The sequence below is a fragment of the Enterococcus hulanensis genome, from assembly GCF_005405485.1.
In the GTDB taxonomy this organism is placed as follows: domain Bacteria; phylum Bacillota; class Bacilli; order Lactobacillales; family Enterococcaceae; genus Enterococcus_A; species Enterococcus_A hulanensis.
The window spans coordinates 98,656-116,014 of the sequence record NZ_BJED01000005.1 but is presented as its reverse complement, the minus strand read 5'-3'; the positions used below and the strand labels follow the sequence as shown (position 1 = coordinate 116,014).

Genomic DNA, 17,359 nt, shown 5'->3' with positions numbered 1-17,359 from the left:
ATTTCGTGCGACATATTTATACCTTTTTGTTTACCCTCTAATAAGGAAGGCAAAAGAATATTTCTGATCCATCTTTTCACACATTGAATTGCAATCGGCAATCTGATAATAGGTCCTTTAAGTCCGGTTTTGCTGCTTGCTGGCAAAAGCATTAAATCCTATTATGACAAGCCGTGAAAAATGACGAAAACTTTTTACGCTTATCTCATTAAAAAGGTGAAATAGGCAGTGCGTATTTCGTATACTGTTAAAAAGGGGGGTGAAGGGCGTGACCATTCGACGACGACTGATTTTTTCCAACATCTTAATGATCATCATACCGATATTGTTATGTTTGTTGTTATCAGCAATCTTTATCAATATCGTTCTTAACTATGCAGGCATAGAGGGCAATCTTCATTCAAGGAGCAATGATGTGTTTTACCAAACAGTCGCGGAAATGAAAAGCCGATCAACAGAATGGAAATATGCTGACGAGGAAAAAATCAAAAGTGATCTTGCTTCCTTCGATCTTCCTCAAAAAAGCAAGGCTGTTTCGATCGCTCTGTATGAAGGAAATAAGGAGCTTTATCAAGACGGCAATTTCACCACATCGCCTCTCACTACTTTGGCTCAGGAGAAAGATAAGAGCCGCGGCCATTATACTATCGATAATACTGCTCTTTTTACTGTTCAAGCCGGACAGTATCGCGTTTATCTTTATAACAAAGATCATGATTATGATAAAGACAATCGTTTTGATCTGATCAACCAAACAATCAATCCTGGCGTATTATTTGCTATATTCATTCTTTTTGCGATCGTATTAACAAATGGAATCTTGACAAGGTTCGTTTTTCGCAGCATCATCAATCCTTTGAACATCCTCGTCAATGGTGTCCATAAGATCAGGGACGGAAACTTAGGTTATCGGATCACCTACGAAGGAAAGGATGAATTTGCCGAAGTCTGTAATGATTTTAATGAGATGGCAAGGCAGCTGCAGGAGTTAATCGAAGCCAGAAAAAAAGACGACGAGAACCGGCGAGAACTTGTGGCTGGAATTTCTCATGATCTTCGCACCCCCCTGACATCGATAAAAACATATGCAGAAGGACTGGTTGAAGGTGTGGCCGCTACGCCACGGCTGCAAAAAGAATACCTGGAAACAATCATTTCCAAAACAGATGACCTAGAACACATCGTTCAACAGCTCTTTCTCTTTTCAAAGCTGGATATTGGCGAGTTTCCCTTTTCTGAAGAGATCTTCGATATCGGCTTAGCTCTTGATAGTTTTGCAAAAGGAGCCGCAGAAGACTATGAAGAGAACATGACCGTCACATTGGAGAATACGACCCACCAGAAATATGTCGAAGCCGATCCTGTTCAATTGCGGACTGTTTTTACAAATCTATCAGAAAATGCATTAAAGTATGGAGCAGAAAAGGATAACCAATTACTGATAAAATCCTATCAAGAGAATGATCATATCACGATCATCTTTCAGGACAACGGACCCGGAGTATCCGAGGATTCATTAAACAAGTTGTTTCAAATATTCTATCGCGGGAATAAGGCGCGCACTAGTACTGGAAAACGGAATGGAAATGGTCTGGGGTTAGCCATTTCAGCTAAGATTATCCACCGCTTTTCAGGAACGATTCAGGCGGATAACGGACCAGAAAATGGACTAAAAATCATCATCACATTACCAGTATTGGAGGGGATCGAGAATGGATAAAGTATTGATCATTGAAGATGACAAGGCAATAGCAAAAATAGAACAGGATTTTCTCACAATTAATGGGTATGAAACAAAAGTGGTCATGAACGGTCATTTAGGCTTGGAAGAGGCCCTTTCCAATTCTTACGATCTGATTTTACTGGATCTAATGCTGCCTGATATGGATGGGGTGGAGATATGCAAGCAGCTGCGGGAAAAACTCTCCATTCCTATTTTAATGGTAACTGCCAAGGTAGAAGATGCGGATAAGATCATGGGACTCGGTGTCGGTGCTGACGATTACATTACAAAGCCCTTCTCAGCAATGGAGCTTGTGGCTCGGGTGAAGGCAAACTTAGCTCAGTATGCACGTGCCTCTCAGCAAAATACCTCAGTCGTTTCTGAAGTTTTAGATTATGGGAAGTTTAAACTAAATACCAAAACAAGACGCGTTTTTGTCGATAACATCGAAGTGGAGTTTAAAAACAGAGAATATGAGCTGCTCCTTTTTCTAATGTCTAATCCTGAGATTGTTTTTACTCGAGAAGCTCTTTACGAAAAAATTTGGGGACTGGATGCAATCGGCGATAGCCGAACCGTGGCGGTCCATCTCAGCAGACTGCGAGAAAAAATCGAAAAAGATCCCGCCAACCCGCAGCATATCCAAACTGTCTGGGGAGCCGGTTATCGCTTTCGACCATAATTACTTTATAGATCCAAGCTGCAGCGAAATGCTCTTCAGCTTGGATCTTTGCTTTTTTCCAGACTTATTCCTTTGCAAAAACATAAAAACTGCTTAATTTCGGTCACGAGTTTTTTATTATTTTTGACATCTAATTTTTATCGGTCGCTTGAACAATGATTATTGTTTGTTCAAGCAAAAAAGTACTGCCCAGACGAAGTCTAGCAGTACTTTTTGATTTTTAGCTGTTCGCGACGAATGATACGCTATCTAATTTCATGATAGCTGCTGAAAGCTGCAAAGCATATTCAATCACTTCATCCATATTAAAATATCTATATTGCGCTAATCGGCCGCAGAGATAAAGATTTTCCCACGTGATCAGCTTGTTCCGATAGGCTTCGTATTGTTTTCGATTCGCCGCCGTTTCGATCGGATAGTATGGCTCAAGTTTATCCTTGCCAGTATAGGCACTAGGATATTCTTTTAAAATAGCAGTAACCCCTTCCTTGACTTGACCGGTCAATTGTTTAAATTCTGTGATTCGTGTGAATTTCTCCTCATTCGGATAATTAACAACTGCTGCCTTTTGAAATTGCGTTTTTTTGATGGTTTCAAAAGACATATCCAGTGAACGATACTCTAACCGGCCAAAGTGATAATTCAACAGCTGGTCTGGTGCCCCCGTATAGATCACCGGACCTTCAAATACTTCTCCTTCAAATAGAATACGCCCTTCAGCTTCTAGTCGAAGAACCGCATCAGCGGAAACTCCTAATCGACGGACAATATTCTCGTGATTCAATATCTGCTTAAACAACTCCGTATAACCATTCTTAGGCATAAACTGCAGCTCGTCTTGAAAATAGCGATCATCATAACTTAATAAAACAGGGACTCGATTGATTACTGCGGAGTCCACTTGCTCGACAGGAATTCCCCACTGCTTTGCTGTATAGTGGACAAAAACATTTTCAAAAATAAAGTCGCCTAATTCTGCCAGCTCTTCATCTTGATGACCCGTCAGTTCTGAAACAGTGATCCGTTCCTTGTTTGGGAAGGCCTGAATAAGCCTTTTCTTCAACCGTTGGGCCGTCTTACTGGGAAACAGCGTATCTATCGAGGTAAAGTTGAAGGGGATCGGTACTTCTTCCCCTTTGATTCTTCCTAAAACACGATGTTCATAAGGCCGCCAATCAGTAAAACGGTCCAACCAGTTAAAAACAGTCTGATTATTCGTATGAAAAATATGCGGTCCATACCAGTGAATCATCAAGTCATTCTTGTCGGGTCCATCGAACATATTTCCGCCAATATGCGATCGCTCCTCTAAAACTAATACCTTGAATCCCTTTTCGGCGAATTCTCTGGCACAAACAGAGCCCGCAAAACCCGCCCCTACTACTAGTACATCTGGTCTATTTCTTTTTGTCATCTAAAATCAGCTCCTCTAGTCATTTCTTTAAATTAAAAAATCACGATATTCCTTTTTTGCGGTTTTACCTTTTGAAAAGTGAACCCCAGCGAAAATAGCCGCACTCACGATCATGAGCAGATAAAAACTGAGTCCTCTTGAAATGCACAATGCAGCAGGCAGCAGCTTATCGCTAAAAACAGCCGCAAAAACCGTTGTAAAAACAAATTCAGCTACCCCCATAGAGCCTGGCAGCGGCAGCAGATCGATTGCCAAAGTGACGGCCGCCTGCAAAGCCATCAAGGACAGTATTCCCACACTTGAAAGACCCATTCCCCGATAAATAATCCAAATCAATAGAAAAGGCAGACACCGTTGGATAAAGGTCATTAGTGCAACCGAAAGCAATGTGGTTTTATGTTTACGAAAAAAACCGATAACCTGTTGATATTCTGCAATTGCTGAAAGCCATCTCGTTTGCCGCTCCGGCGATTCTTTCAAAATACGCATAGCGGTCAAAAGTCTCTCGATTTTTAAGATCAGCTTTTCCGCATAAAGCGGACGGAGCATAATGAATATCAGTAAGACAACCACAAAACTATTTAGTCCCAACCCAAGGTAAAACAACCATAAAAAATCACCGAAGTAAGCCGCGAGTCCTGTTGCCCAGAAAAGACTGAGCCCCGCTCCAATGCTTACCATCACCAGCTTATACAAAACAGCGAGTATCATCAGCACAGGCATACTTGCTGAGACCTTGATACCTGCACGCTTCATGTAATAAATCTGCATCGGTTGTCCGCCTGTCGCTGATGGAGTAATTCCTGATACAAAAAAACCAATGAACGACCAACAGATACATTGATACAGTCCGATCCCCTTTTGAAAAGAGCGCAATAAATGCCAAATCATCACACCCTCTAAAATGACAAACAAGAGAACCGACAAAATACCAAGCGTCAGCCACAAAAGACTCATCTCTGATAAAGCCGAAACCACTGCAGGAAGATCATTCGATTGAAGAAAAGTACTCACTGTCAGTATGATTAGTAGCAACAGCAGAACGATGCTGAGCTTATACTTACCAAGCATGCCCCTTCGCCTCCTTCTGCTGAGCTTGATAACTGAGATATTGGGAAAATGATCCCTCATAAATCTGCTCAAACTGAGTCAATTCATAGAAATCTCTCGGTGTTACAAGCGAAAAATGTTTATCAAATAAAGAAATTGCTTGTTCATCAAGCAGCTTTGCTAAAAATGAAGAACACGTATAATGATTCTTTTGCTGAAAAGGTCGGTTCAACATTAAAAAAGGCAGCCCAACAAGACAGTAGTGAATCCTCCAGCGTATTTCATAGCATGCTTCCAGCTCTTTTTGAATCCTTTCCTTTTGTTCAATTGAGCAGGGCAAACGAATGATTCTGTAAGACGCTGTAGGAAATTTGCGTAGAATCTTTTCTGAATCTTCTCTAACAAATCCGGCAAAATAGGGAATTGCCGGATTTCTTCGGTTGACACTATACGCTTGTTCAAATGCTTCATCCAATGCGAGGACAACGTGGCAATAGTCAATACCAATGACTTTCTTAATAATGCTTGCGAAAAGTCCCGGTGTATCCACTAACGCAATATAAACTTCCGCCATTTACAGCCCTCCTTTTCAACTATTGAAATTTAATGACCGTTTTGGCTGCTCGGTAGCCCGTAACCGTCGCAAGACCCCCGATTTTCCCAGGAAGATAAGTCAGTCCGCCGACAGTTTGCAGTCGTAATTTCCAATACAGCTTCCGGTTGATATTCTTGATGTGGTTCCATAATTCCTTTCGTTTAGCCAAAGCTTCATCTGTCCCGATCAGCAACAAATGGATCGAAGAGATAGCCAACATAATCGAGATATTCCTCATCATGTACGTGGATAGCTTCGAAACCTCCACAGCGGCAAGATCGGTACATTCGGAGACGATTTTCGTCACTTTGATTTGCTGATCGATCCGCTCCATCATGACGCTTTCGTTGATAGACTGATCATCACGACCAATGAAATAATGGTACAAATCAACGTCTAAATAGCAGATTTTTTTCACATAAGGCAGCGGTTGATAAGCGAATAGATTATCCACATAAAAAGTATTCAACGGCAGCTCTACGCCGCTCTTTCGCAGAATTTCAGTATTGAAAATCAGCGCATGCATAATCAGGTATTGAGAAGGCGTAAAGCGTCCGATATTTTCCCATCCGCAAATCTCGTTTGCCTCAAAAACATTGCGATAATCCACCGTATGCTGCTTCTCATCATATAAATGGTCATAGACATAGTTGCAGACGATCATATCGACTGTGAGTTGATTTTCTTCCCAGTTCTTCATCTGGGAAAGGACGGAAGCAAGGCCTGTAATGTCTAGCCAATCATCGGAATCCACCACCTTAAGATACCGACCTGTGGCATGAGCCAAGCCGGCATTGACGGCTCCTCCGTGTCCTTTATTTTCTTGATGCACTACTTTTACGATCGTCGGATGAGCCGCAGCATAGCCATCAGCAATCGCTGCAGTATCATCGGTGGACCCGTCATTTACGATAATAATCTCTACATCCTCTTCCCCTGCCAATAATGTGTCCACACAGCGGGCCAAATAATCCTGAGAGTTATAGCTTGGTACTACAAATGTTAAATGTTTCATCTTTTTTTCCTCCACTCCATTGATTTAGATCAAAAATTTTAATCTAGACACTGTGAATGCCACAGCGTAAACAGTCAGTATAAAAAGAGCGGCAATAAAAATGCAGAGGGCGACAAAGACAACTTTTTCTCCTTTGCTAAAGGTCTCCTTTTTTCGTTTAGCATCTTCATTTTTTTCAGAAAAAAGAAGTTTTCCACGAATTCTCATTTTTACACCTCATCTTTTACTTCTTAAACACAGTCTAGCCATCAAAAAACAATAGACAGCTACGAATTGTTAAACTGTTGTTAAACTGGATCAAAACAATTCTTTAACAGGTTTTGATGAAAATTGCCGCAACCGCTCAAAAAAATAAAGTCATAAACCTATTTCAGTAAAAAAAAGAATGGTATCTTCTTTTTCACACCTGAACTCGGTTTATGACTTTAATGTAAAAAAAAAGGAAAGCCGCGGCTTTCCTTTTTCGGGATTATTTATCTGGGTAAAACAAATGCTGCATCCGCTGTAAGACCAGCTCATTGCCGACAAAAAACAAGGTATCGCCGGCACAGATCTTGGCGTAGGGTCCGGGCGACAGCAGTAGCTCATTGTTTTGCTGAATGGCAATGATGGTCGCACCAGTCTCATGCCAAATGTTCAAGTCATTGACTGTGCTTTCTAAGTGCTCCGCCTCTTCGGTCAGCGTCAATTCGTAAGGAACAAAAGGCGCAACATTATGGACCCGCTTGGTTTGAGATAAAAGCTGGTTCAACAGCTCGCTGACATTATCCAATTCCTGCTTCTGTTTTTCCACACTGGCTTGGATCTCATTTTTAATTTCTTGAATGGATTGCACATCTTGATATTTTTCAAAGTAAACCTGCGCCTTTTCTCGCGATAGGACATATGCTCCGCTGCCATGACGGACTTCCATGATGCCGAGATCGACCAACACATTGATCGCTTTGCGGGCCGTTTCGGGAGAAACATTGAAGTTGCTGGCTAAAGTCGAACGTGCATGAATTTTTTCTCCTACTTGATAACGTTTGTCGGCGATCCGCTCAGCGATCTCTACCGCTACTTGCTGGTAGCGCGGCAGCAAGACCCGCTTTTTGTTTTCCCCTTCCATTCCGATCCCTCTTTTTCTGCTGAATTCTTTTCAAGCATAGCATATTTTTTTTGGAAAAGCTTTAATCATTGCAAGAGACTAAAAATGAAGTTGTTAGTGTTTTCGTGTTTAGAATTTATTCATAGAGGCATGGTTTTCATAGCTATCCTTCGCAATTTTTGGCAAAAAAAGCTACGCTAGTTCAGATTATTTTTCTAACTAGGAGTGATTCTTTGCATTTTGTGATAGGTATTATTGGGTTAGGGATTGTTCTGGCCTTAAGTTTTTTGATCAGTAGTGATCGTAAAAAGATTCGGTATTCGCCGATTTTGATCATGCTGGTGCTGCAATTTTTATTAGGTTTTATTTTACTGCGAACTACGGTGGGAACAACGATCGTTGGCGGCTTGGCCGGTGTTTTTGATGCTTTGCTGAGTTTCGCCGGCTCTGGTGTAGATTTTGTATTTGGCGGAATTGCGAATAAAGGCAGCTTTCCCTTTTTCCTAAACGTCTTGATGCCGATCGTCTTCATTTCTGCGATCATCGGGATCTTGCGTTACATTAAAATTTTGCCGCTCTTCATGAAGAGTGTCGGTCTTGCCCTCAGCAAAATCAACGGCATGGGCAAATTGGAATCTTATAACGGGATTGCGTCAGCGATCTTAGGTCAATCAGAAGTCTTCATCTCTATTAAAAAGGAATTACCGACATTATCTGAACAGCGCTTGACCTCCATGAGTATCTCAGCGATGTCGACTGTTTCCATGTCGATCGTGGGTTCTTACATGGCACTGATCCAACCGCGGTATGTGATTACTGCATTGGTATTGAATTTGTTCGGCGGCTTCATCATCGCATCGATCGTCAATCCTTACCAATTGGAAAACGACGAATTAGTGATCGAAGAGGACAAAGAGCAAACCTTCTTCCAAATGCTGGGGGAATATATCTTAGACGGCTTCCATGTCGCCGTCACTGTCGCAGCGATGCTGATCGGTTTTGTAGCATTGATCGCGATGATCAATTTCATTTTTGCTAAAATCACCGGACTGACCTTCCAAGAAATATTAGGTTATGTATTTGCACCGCTGGCATTCATCACGGGGATTCCTTGGAAGGAAGCCGTGGACGCCGGAAGCTTGATGGCAACCAAGCTAGTGACGAATGAATTTGTGGCGATGACTGAATTAGCCAAAGGCAGCTGGGACTTCTCAGCGCGGACAACCGCCATCATCTCTGTCTTTTTAGTTTCCTTTGCAAATTTCTCTTCTATTGGCATCATCTCTGGTGCCATGAAAGGTCTTAATGAAGAAAAGGGTAATCTAGTTGCTAAGCATGGCTTGAAAATCTTATTAAGTGCCAGCCTCGTCAGCTTCTTGAGCGCGATTATCACAGGCCTGATCTTTTAACCACACAAAAAAACCGTCAAAATCCATAAATGCTGGATTTTGACGGTTGTTTGATTAATCAGCAGCCTGACAGATCTGCATGAAATCTTGAAAATTTGTTTGCTTTGCGAGTTTTTTTACTCGAGCAGCGTCGTTTAGCATCACTACCAGTTCTTCAAAGAGCTGCTCAAAGGAATTATCTCGTTCTTCCTTTAACGCCAACAACAAAACCAATTTGACTTTCTTTTCTTTCCATTGCAGCGGCTTTGACAATGAACAAATCGCCACCGCGTTCTTCTTCGCTTCACGTTTGATCGCATGAGGCAGCGCATAGAAATCTCCGAAGGCGGTACTGGATAACGTCTCCCGCTGCAATACTTTTTCTACATAATCCTTTTCGCAATAGTCTTTTTCCCATAGTTCCTGACAAAGGAAGCGAATCGCTTCTTCTCTAGTCGTAAATTCTTGCTGAGGGAAAAATAGTTCTTCTTTTAAAAATGTTGGTAACACAGAAGGCTGCTGATTTTCTTCGATCAAGATTTTTTGAATCTTGGCTAAATCAGAGTCTGTCAAAAAAGAGTCGTAGTGATAGATCGGAACAGTAGTTTTCACATCTAAGGCTTCCGTCGTTACGATCAATGACTGATCTTTTGTAATTTCGTCGGTCATCGCAAAGATAGATTCTGCCACTGACAATTCGACTTCAAATTCCTGAATCTTATTCAATTGATTCCTAACGACCCGCTGATTGCCAACACCGTAAGGAGATACCAGCAAGATACGTTTTTTCTTATGCATTCGAATATTTTCTAAGGCAGAAAGAAAATGCAGTGAAAGGTATGCGACTTCATCTTCAGGAAATTGGATGCTCAGCTGCTCTTGGAGAAAACCTGAAGCATAGACGCTCACATTATAGACAAAAGGAAATTTACTTTTGATTTCGTCTAATAATGGATTGACCAGATATTGCTTGTGAGCGGAGCGTTTATACAAAGCAGAAACATGGGTCATCAGATAATCAGTAATTTTTTCATCCTGAGTAAAATCAATGAAAAAAATCGAATCGATATTCTTCAATACCCCTTCAATGATTCGTTTCAGCTTTTTATCCGCCAAATCCTCATCAGAGACGACCGAACCAGAATAAAGTCGATAGATATACGCATACTCCTCTTCTGGTATCTCAACGCCAAAAACCTGTTCCAGTCGATCAACCATCGCTAAAGTCAGCTGCTTACTTTTACCTTTCTTTAGCACAGCCTGCGATGGATTCAAATAGCTTTTCTTACTCACTCTTTCTAATAAAACCGCGATATGCAAAATAAACGAGATCGTTGTGAAATCATTGATAATAAATCCTTCCTCTTGATGGACGTTTACTATCACTTTCGATAATTTTGCTAAATCAAGCTGATCAAAATAATCGGAATAATTATCTAAACTCAGCTTGTTCGTTTCAATCTCTTGATTTAAAAATAACGTAAAGACACGACGTTTAGCTGCTTCGTCACCTTCAATAAAAAGCCGGTTATGCTTTCTTTTGATCATGAGCCGCTGATCATTTTGGCTAATCAGCGCATTTAGCTCCTTGACCATCCGATCCAAAGTAGATTCACTGATAAAGAAATCATCGGCCAATTCGTAAAAGTCACAATCTTTCTGGTCTAACAGTCTTGCCAGTAATTCAAATGAAAGATTAGGAGACTGCTTTTCGATCTTGGTCTGTTGAAATCGGCTTATTTCAGGGTTTAGAGAGAACCCTGTCCCCGCTTTTGAAAGGATCATCGGCTGTTCAGAAAGCTGATTCAGCTGCTGAATATCATTTCGAATCGTCTTCGAAGAAACCCCCAGCTCTCTTGATAGCTGACTGGCAGTGGAAGGCTGTTGATTTAGGGACAATTTCTCTAGGATCTTTTCTTGTCTTTGAGAAATATTCACTATGATCCCTCCTCTAAATAAATGACTTTTAACTGATCGTTATCCCAATAAAAGCATAGAAGCCGCGAAACTTCTACGCTCTTATTATAACATTAGGCTGATTCTGTATCGCTCTCTTTTTCCAGTTGAACAAGGTTCTTCTCATACACCTTCAAGAAAGGATAATACAAAAGCCCATCTAAAACGATCAAGATCACGACTAACACGACCGCTCGCCAATCCATCGTAGAAAGAAACGCTCCGATCGGTGCCGGCATCTGCCATGAAAAGACTGCGAAAGTCTTCCCAACGATCCCCCATGACATGCACAGGTAAGTGACAATACCATTCAATACCGAAGTAAAAATGAATGGGAAGAAGAAAATCGGATTCAGCATTAACGGCGTTCCAAAGATCAACGGCTCAGAAATCCCGAATAAAGAAGGAATCAACCCGATTTTACCAACCGTATTTAACTGTTTTGATTTCGAACGCATCATTAAAAAGGCCAATGCTAATACTGAACCTGATCCGCCGATAATAACGAAGTACGTCCAAAACGGTGTTGTAAAAATATTGCTGAGATCATTGCCCGCCATTTTCTCTGCCGCATTGATCGATAGGTTTCCATCACGAATCGGACCAAGAATCCCTGCCAAAGCCGCATCATGAATTCCAAAGAACCAGAATAAATGGATCAAAAAGACACTGATAATCGTAAACGGCAGACTATCGGCCGCCTTGAAGCTTGGAGCCATAATATTGTATAAGAACTGAACCGCCGTCGTATCAAATGCGTGGAAAATAATAAAGATCACTGAAAAGAAGGCCATCAAAATCAAACCTGGAACCAAAGAAGCAAACGTCTCTGATAGCGAAGCCGGAACACTGTCCGGCATCTTGATCCGGCCGATATTTCTTTTGCGCATCCAATGGTAACCCTCCACCGTAACGATCGCGACAAAAAGTGACAGCAGAATCCCTCGCCCATCTAAAAAGCTGATCTCGACTTCTTTACCGTCCCAACCCATTTTCAATGGCGTCAATACAAGCATCAGGAAGCCGACAAGAGCAAACATGATCGGGCGCAAAACGTCTTCTTTATAATGACGGCATAAGAAGTAGGTCACACCTACACAGATAAATAAGGCCATCGCACTCAAGGTCACGCCGCTGATCCAATTTAAAACCAAGCTGTTTTTTTCTGCAAAGCTGGCCCAAGCTAACAAAAAACCATTTTTCGTATCTTCCGTCACAGGCGGTGCATTCAAAATGATCGGAATCGAACCAAACAAAGTAATTGGCAGCATGGACATAAAGGCATCGCGCGTCGCTTTCAAATGACGTTGCTGACTTAATTTATTTGCTAAAGGTGAGATGTATTTATCCATCGTATCGCTAAATGTACTAAATCCCATGACTACTTATCCTCCAATCAATTTTTTGATATCCTCATAAACGCCTTTGCCATCCATAATGCCATATTTCATTGGCGAGATTGCCTCGACCGGAACCTCTACTGCCGCTTCGATCTGAGGTTTTAAGAAGCGAATTTGCGGACCGATCAATACTAGATCCACACCCTCAAGATAATCTTGATATTCTGATTCACTATAAGCACTTACTTCCAATGTATGATCAGAGGCTGCTTCGATTTTTTTGGCTAACATCCCCGTCGACATTCCCGCGTTGCATACCAACATGATTTTTTTCATTTTTTTCCTCTCCTTCTTCAAAATGTATTTCAGCAATTATTCAAACGATCTTCTCTGGATTTTTTCGCCGTTGCTTTCGATGATATCCTTGAACCAATAATATGAAGCTTTAGGTTTTCTGATCTGAGCATTTTCAAAGTCCACAGCGACTAAGCCGTAGCGTTTCTCTACACCATTTTTCCATGAGTACAAGTCAAACGAAGCCCAAGCATAATAACCGCGAATATCTGCTCCTTGATCCATTGCATTCATAAGGGCATTGATGTGGTCATTCATAAATGAAATCCGATAGTCGTCGTTCACTTGATCTACTGTCACGTCTTCACGTACACCGACACCATTTTCAGTCACATAAATCGGCAGGTGATAACGATCCCAAGCCTCGATCAAGCCATCCTGCAAACCTTTTGGATAAATTTCTGTATCCCAAGCAGTGAACTCGCTGTTTGGATCTTTGACTTGTTCAAACCAACCCTTGATAACTACCTTGCTTTCGCCTTTTTTCCCAGAATGATTGAACACCAGCTGCGTTTCGCCTTCGGTATAAGGCTTCACTAACGCCCGCGCATAGTAGTTTAGTCCGATAAAATCGACCGTATTCTCTTTGATAATCTTCAACTCTTCGGTTTTCATAAAGCTGATATCATAATCTTGCGCTAGCTTAGCTACAAGATCGATCGGAAACTCACCTAAAGCAGCGGTATCTAAAATCCAGTTGTTACAATAATTATCCGCATAGCGCATCGCGATCCGCGTTTCGATCGAATCATCAACACCATTGACTGGTGTGTAGCTGTGAACGATTCCTACTTGTCCTTGATAGTTCCCTGTCCGAAATGCTCGAACACCTAAAGCACTAGCCAGCATTACATTATAGGCGCCGATCATCGTCTTTTGTACATCTTGCAGGCCTGGCGGATAATTTCCAATAAAGTAGCCGTTGGCAATAAACCATTTCGGTTCATTAAATGTCGTCCAGTTTCGGACCTTATCTCCAAAATGTTCGTAGCAGACCTTTGCTAAATGTTCAAAGGCGTAAGCCACTTTGTTATTTAGCCAGCCGCCTTCGTCCTCCCAATATTGGGGAAGATCCCAGTGATAAATCGTGACAAAGGGCTCAATATCGTACCGCTGACAAGCATCTAACAAGCGCTGATAAAAGGCGATTCCCTTTTCATTGATGTCTCCTTCTTTATTCTTGATGATACGCGGCCAAGAAAGAGAAAAGCGATACGAATTCTGTCCGCCTTCTTTCATCATCCGAATGTCTTCCTCAAAATGATGGTAATGATCACTGGCAATATCGCCGTTTTCCAAATCATTCTCATGCAAATAACGATCCCACATTGATTCTGCCTTGTCGTCTACGTCCCAAGCACCTTCACATTGATAAGAAGCTGTCGCTCCGCCCCATAAAAAATTCTTATCCATTCATAGTCTCCTTCCATTTATACAACTCACCAAACTCACCGATCATATCAACCGCTATATCTGTTGATGTTAAATGTCCTTCAGCGTGAACCAGCAGTAAATCAACTTCGTCCATGCGTTCTTCAGCAGAAAGCCGACGAAGCATTTCAGCATGCGCTTTATGGGCTAATTTGATTTCAGCCTTTGCTGATTGATATTTTTCTTCAAATAGTTGAAATTCGCCTTGCTTTACAGCCTGCAACGCTTCGTATGCATCACTTTTTGCATTTCCGGCATGTAAAATAATCGCCATTGAATCCATTTCTGTTCCAATTTTTGCTTCTCCCAAGTAAACTCCCTCCTCTTTTTCTATAGCTCAACTATAAAGCGTTTTCTAAAAGAGATAAATTTTTTATTTTCCACATTAAAGTGGAAATTCCTTTTTTCGAGAGTGGCGACGAAAAAAGAGCCGCACGCTCGTGCAGCTCTCTAAATGGTTTTTATTAATTTTAACTTGATAAAATGCCCTTCGGCAGATTCGACAACTTGATCTATTTTATAGTGAGGAACAAACGTGGGTTCATCCACTTCTAATAGCGTTACCTCTTTTCCAAAGCCAGGAATGCCTACAACTAGATTCTTTGTGCCTAAATGCAGCTGCATGACATTTTGCAGCTGCCCGGAAATCTCTAGTAAGGCTTTTTTGTCCTTGCTTTGACGCCAATTTTGTTGATGCAGCAGTCGTAAGCCGCTCCGTAAAATAGTATTTTGAACGGTCTTCTGTCGAATGACTTCTTTCCACATAAGCCGCTCCTTAAGCAGCCTTTTCTTCCACTGTAACGGTTACTCTGACACCTAATTTACGACCGGCTTCAACCAGCTGATCGCCTACTTCTGAAGGACAATCTAAATAAAAGACAAAAGCCGAGTAATCCTTTGCGAATTTATTTAAGAATCGTTCGCCTTCCTCCACTAACGATTGCCCAGTAAGACTTTCGTAAAAAATAACTTGCTTATTACGTAAGAAGGTTTGTGGCATTTGCTTTTTCACGCCAACAACTGCTACTTTTTCCCCCTGATAATTTCGTTTGATATGATCCCATATTTGTTGTTCTGGTTCCGCTTTCTTTTCAAGAATAAACAATTCATTAACTCCCTTTCAGTTTTTAATTCATCGCCTGCAGGAAACAGCCCTGCTGCTGGTAAATCATGCAAGACCATCACCTCCCATTCTTGCTAAAAAAATAACAAACCATATTGTATCCATCATACCAGCTTCTTTTTTTAAAGCAAGCTCAAAAAAAGACCTTCAAGCTCTTAAACTTGAAAGTCTTTCCTATTACAGCTGCTCATCTTCAGCAACTTCATATTCATACGGCGACCCTTCATAGAAGAATTGGGTAGAAACAGTCGCTTCATTATCCAGCGCGATCAATTCTTTGCGAAACGGAAATCTGACCGCCAGTCCATTAGCGGTATCCTCACCAGGCAGGATATAATACAAATTATCGTCTGGTGTTGGTTTATTTAATTGCTCCATTACTTTATCGATCACCTGCTCCGAATCGATCGATCCTGTCTTTGCAACTTTTTGATAATCCTCTAAAAAAGCAGTTTGTCCTTCAAAATAAGTCATGTCCATTTCTTTCATCCTTTCAACTTAATACTTCATATTACTCTGTAAAATCTAAATGCCCCGCTTCTGTTTGGAAGACAGGCCAACTGCCCGCAAGCTCTATGCGAATCAAATTCAATTCTGGATATTTTTGGATCGCTGCTTTTACAGATTCGATCAACTGACTTTGTTGGGCTAGGTGTTCTTCCAGCGGCAAAAGCTGGTCTTGATCAAGAATTTCGCTATACGCTTGATTTTTTTGAATAATCTCGTGAAACGCGGCCTTAAATAAGCGTTCAATTTTTCGTATGAACTTGGGCTTATTATCTATCATATATGCCACTTGGGATTTTTCTATCAGAAAAGTCGCATAGATCAAAGGCACAGTGGACACAGGCTTCATTGGTGACACATAATAAAAAGCCTCCTCCAGAATGTCTAATGAAATGGTTAGCTTCATAACCTCTCCTTCTTCCTACTCTTTCTAAAACAAAAGCTCTTATGCTATTTTAGCTCAAAATGTCCTATAAAGCGCTTTTTTTGAATTCCCCATAGCTTTCATAAAAATCATCCGCTTCGATTTCTTTAAAAACATTTCTGCGATAAAAGAAAACTATTTCGATTAAGAAAAGCTTCGCGAACTCGCTCAGCTTTTGAGCAATAAGTCCAAAATATTTCTAAATTGCTTCTCAAATTTCGAAATATTTTTGCTTATTGCCGATAAAGCTAGTTCGTGAAGCTGGACATCGCTAAAGTTACTGATTCAATGTTTTACTTGTGAAATTTTCATACTATCTCTACAAGGGCGAAAAAAAAGCTGTCGAAAATCGACAGCTTTAGATCATTACCGTCATCGCAGCGGCTGCTAAAATCAGCACCAAACCGATGATCGTAATCGTCATTTCTTTTTTTGTTTTCTTTTGTCCTAAAAACCAGATCCCGGTTAAGGTTGCGAGAACCACGGAAGTTTGGGATAGGATGAAGCCGGTTGCTAATCCATTCATGTTCGGTTGTGCAGAGATCAAATAGGTCAAGGCTGCAAAGGCGAAAAAGAAGCCGGAAAAAATATGTTTATAAGAAACTGCTTCAGTCAACGCAGATTTTTCTTTGTCCTTCACACTTAAAATCACAGAGTAGACCAGCGCCACTAAAAGCATGCCGATCGCTTGCGGCAAGAAGGCGTGCATCCCATCGATACTGGTTGCTTGCGGTGCAGCTGAGTAGGCCCAATAACCGATTTCACCGACTGCTAATAATAGTACGGCTTTTTTCAAAATGCTGGCTTTTTCTTGTGTCTTTTCTTCTGTCCACACCGTCATCCAAGCACCTAGGATAATCAAAACTAAGGCAAAGCCGCCTAATAATTTCGCGCTGGCACCTGGCCAATCGCCTAGAGCAAAGACTCCCCACAAGGAAGCCCCCAGTAATTGGAAAGCTGTCGTGATCGGCATCGCCCGAGATGAGCCGATCAAGGTAAAGGATTGGAAGGTAATGATTTGAGCAATTGCCCAGCCCACACCTGAAAGGATCGAGAAGATCAGATCCATTCCAGTCGGAAGTCCCATCCCGTTGACGATCGCAAAGATCAAGGCAAATATCAATGTGCCTAAAGTCGAGCCTAATATTTGATTGACGGGACGTCCGCCGATTTTTGATGCAATGGTTGGATAAAGCCCCCAACCTAGTAACGGACCTAAGCCGATCAAGATCGCTGTTGTGTTCATGCTATTTCCTCCTCATTGCGGTGT

19 protein-coding genes are annotated in these 17,359 nt (G+C 41.5%); 3 read left to right on the top strand and 16 right to left on the bottom strand.

The features are described from left to right. Nucleotides 1-268: 268 nt before the first annotated feature. On the top strand, nucleotides 269-1,720 hold the full coding sequence (locus FFR60_RS07035; protein ID WP_137663592.1) for a sensor histidine kinase: 1,452 nt from the start codon (nucleotides 269-271) through the stop codon (nucleotides 1,718-1,720). Then, nucleotides 1,713-2,405, top strand: coding sequence for a response regulator transcription factor (locus FFR60_RS07030; RefSeq protein ID WP_137663591.1), 693 nt, complete (start codon nucleotides 1,713-1,715; stop codon nucleotides 2,403-2,405). Before FFR60_RS07035 ends, FFR60_RS07030 begins: the two co-directional genes overlap by 8 nt. 220 nt (nucleotides 2,406-2,625) lie before the next feature. Here FFR60_RS07030 and glf read toward each other — a convergent pair whose 3' ends face one another. The 6 genes from glf to FFR60_RS07000 all read right to left on the bottom strand — a co-directional run bounded on the left by glf (nucleotide 2,626) and on the right by FFR60_RS07000 (nucleotide 7,587). Further along, complete coding sequence (glf, locus tag FFR60_RS07025) at nucleotides 2,626-3,819, bottom strand: UDP-galactopyranose mutase (protein WP_137663590.1); 1,194 nt, start codon at nucleotides 3,817-3,819, stop codon at nucleotides 2,626-2,628. A 27-nt stretch (nucleotides 3,820-3,846) separates the two neighbouring features. Further along, on the bottom strand, nucleotides 3,847-4,890 hold the full coding sequence (locus tag FFR60_RS07020; protein WP_171004886.1) for a lysylphosphatidylglycerol synthase transmembrane domain-containing protein: 1,044 nt from the start codon (nucleotides 4,888-4,890) through the stop codon (nucleotides 3,847-3,849). Beyond that, a complete protein-coding gene (locus FFR60_RS07015; RefSeq protein WP_137663588.1) occupies nucleotides 4,880-5,443 on the bottom strand; it encodes a hypothetical protein in 564 nt (187 codons plus the stop codon). The genes FFR60_RS07020 and FFR60_RS07015 overlap by 11 nt, the downstream gene beginning before the upstream one ends. Nucleotides 5,444-5,462: 19 nt before the next feature. Further along, nucleotides 5,463-6,479, bottom strand: a complete 1,017-nt coding sequence (locus FFR60_RS07010) for a glycosyltransferase family 2 protein (RefSeq protein ID WP_137663587.1) — start codon at nucleotides 6,477-6,479, stop codon at nucleotides 5,463-5,465. Nucleotides 6,480-6,503: 24 nt separating this feature from the next. Then, nucleotides 6,504-6,686, bottom strand: a complete 183-nt coding sequence (locus FFR60_RS07005) for a hypothetical protein (RefSeq protein ID WP_137663586.1) — start codon at nucleotides 6,684-6,686, stop codon at nucleotides 6,504-6,506. A gap of 262 nt (nucleotides 6,687-6,948) precedes the next feature. Then, nucleotides 6,949-7,587, bottom strand: coding sequence for a GntR family transcriptional regulator (locus FFR60_RS07000; RefSeq protein ID WP_088934064.1), 639 nt, complete (start codon nucleotides 7,585-7,587; stop codon nucleotides 6,949-6,951). Nucleotides 7,588-7,799: 212 nt separating this feature from the next. On the opposite strand from FFR60_RS07000, the gene FFR60_RS06995 reads away from it, so the two are divergent. Beyond that, nucleotides 7,800-8,975: a NupC/NupG family nucleoside CNT transporter gene (locus FFR60_RS06995; RefSeq protein ID WP_137663585.1), complete on the top strand. Its 1,176-nt coding sequence runs from the start codon at nucleotides 7,800-7,802 to the stop codon at nucleotides 8,973-8,975. 54 nt (nucleotides 8,976-9,029) lie between these two features. Here FFR60_RS06995 and FFR60_RS06990 read toward each other — a convergent pair whose 3' ends face one another. The 10 genes from FFR60_RS06990 to rbsU all read right to left on the bottom strand — a co-directional run bounded on the left by FFR60_RS06990 (nucleotide 9,030) and on the right by rbsU (nucleotide 17,335). Further along, nucleotides 9,030-10,892, bottom strand: coding sequence for a BglG family transcription antiterminator (locus tag FFR60_RS06990; protein WP_137663584.1), 1,863 nt, complete (start codon nucleotides 10,890-10,892; stop codon nucleotides 9,030-9,032). A gap of 92 nt (nucleotides 10,893-10,984) precedes the next feature. Next, nucleotides 10,985-12,289, bottom strand: a complete 1,305-nt coding sequence (locus FFR60_RS06985; protein ID WP_137663583.1) for a PTS sugar transporter subunit IIC — start codon at nucleotides 12,287-12,289, stop codon at nucleotides 10,985-10,987. Nucleotides 12,290-12,295: 6 nt separating this feature from the next. After that, on the bottom strand, nucleotides 12,296-12,586 hold the full coding sequence (locus FFR60_RS06980) for a PTS sugar transporter subunit IIB (RefSeq protein WP_088934054.1): 291 nt from the start codon (nucleotides 12,584-12,586) through the stop codon (nucleotides 12,296-12,298). Between the two features lie 36 nt (nucleotides 12,587-12,622). Then, nucleotides 12,623-14,017, bottom strand: a complete 1,395-nt coding sequence (locus FFR60_RS06975; protein WP_137663582.1) for a glycoside hydrolase family 1 protein — start codon at nucleotides 14,015-14,017, stop codon at nucleotides 12,623-12,625. Beyond that, on the bottom strand, nucleotides 14,010-14,345 hold the full coding sequence (locus tag FFR60_RS06970) for a PTS lactose/cellobiose transporter subunit IIA (protein WP_088934052.1): 336 nt from the start codon (nucleotides 14,343-14,345) through the stop codon (nucleotides 14,010-14,012). Before FFR60_RS06970 ends, FFR60_RS06975 begins: the two co-directional genes overlap by 8 nt. Nucleotides 14,346-14,485: 140 nt before the next feature. Continuing rightward, a complete protein-coding gene (locus tag FFR60_RS06965; RefSeq protein WP_137663581.1) occupies nucleotides 14,486-14,800 on the bottom strand; it encodes a hypothetical protein in 315 nt (104 codons plus the stop codon). 10 nt (nucleotides 14,801-14,810) lie between these two features. After that, on the bottom strand, nucleotides 14,811-15,140 hold the full coding sequence (locus FFR60_RS06960; RefSeq protein ID WP_137663580.1) for a hypothetical protein: 330 nt from the start codon (nucleotides 15,138-15,140) through the stop codon (nucleotides 14,811-14,813). Nucleotides 15,141-15,335: 195 nt separating this feature from the next. Continuing rightward, nucleotides 15,336-15,638: a DUF5960 family protein gene (locus FFR60_RS06955; RefSeq protein WP_137663579.1), complete on the bottom strand. Its 303-nt coding sequence runs from the start codon at nucleotides 15,636-15,638 to the stop codon at nucleotides 15,336-15,338. A gap of 31 nt (nucleotides 15,639-15,669) precedes the next feature. After that, nucleotides 15,670-16,071, bottom strand: coding sequence for a hypothetical protein (locus FFR60_RS06950; RefSeq protein ID WP_137663578.1), 402 nt, complete (start codon nucleotides 16,069-16,071; stop codon nucleotides 15,670-15,672). Between the two features lie 376 nt (nucleotides 16,072-16,447). Further along, nucleotides 16,448-17,335, bottom strand: coding sequence for a ribose/proton symporter RbsU (gene rbsU, locus FFR60_RS06945; protein WP_137663577.1), 888 nt, complete (start codon nucleotides 17,333-17,335; stop codon nucleotides 16,448-16,450). Nucleotides 17,336-17,359: the final 24 nt, after the last annotated feature.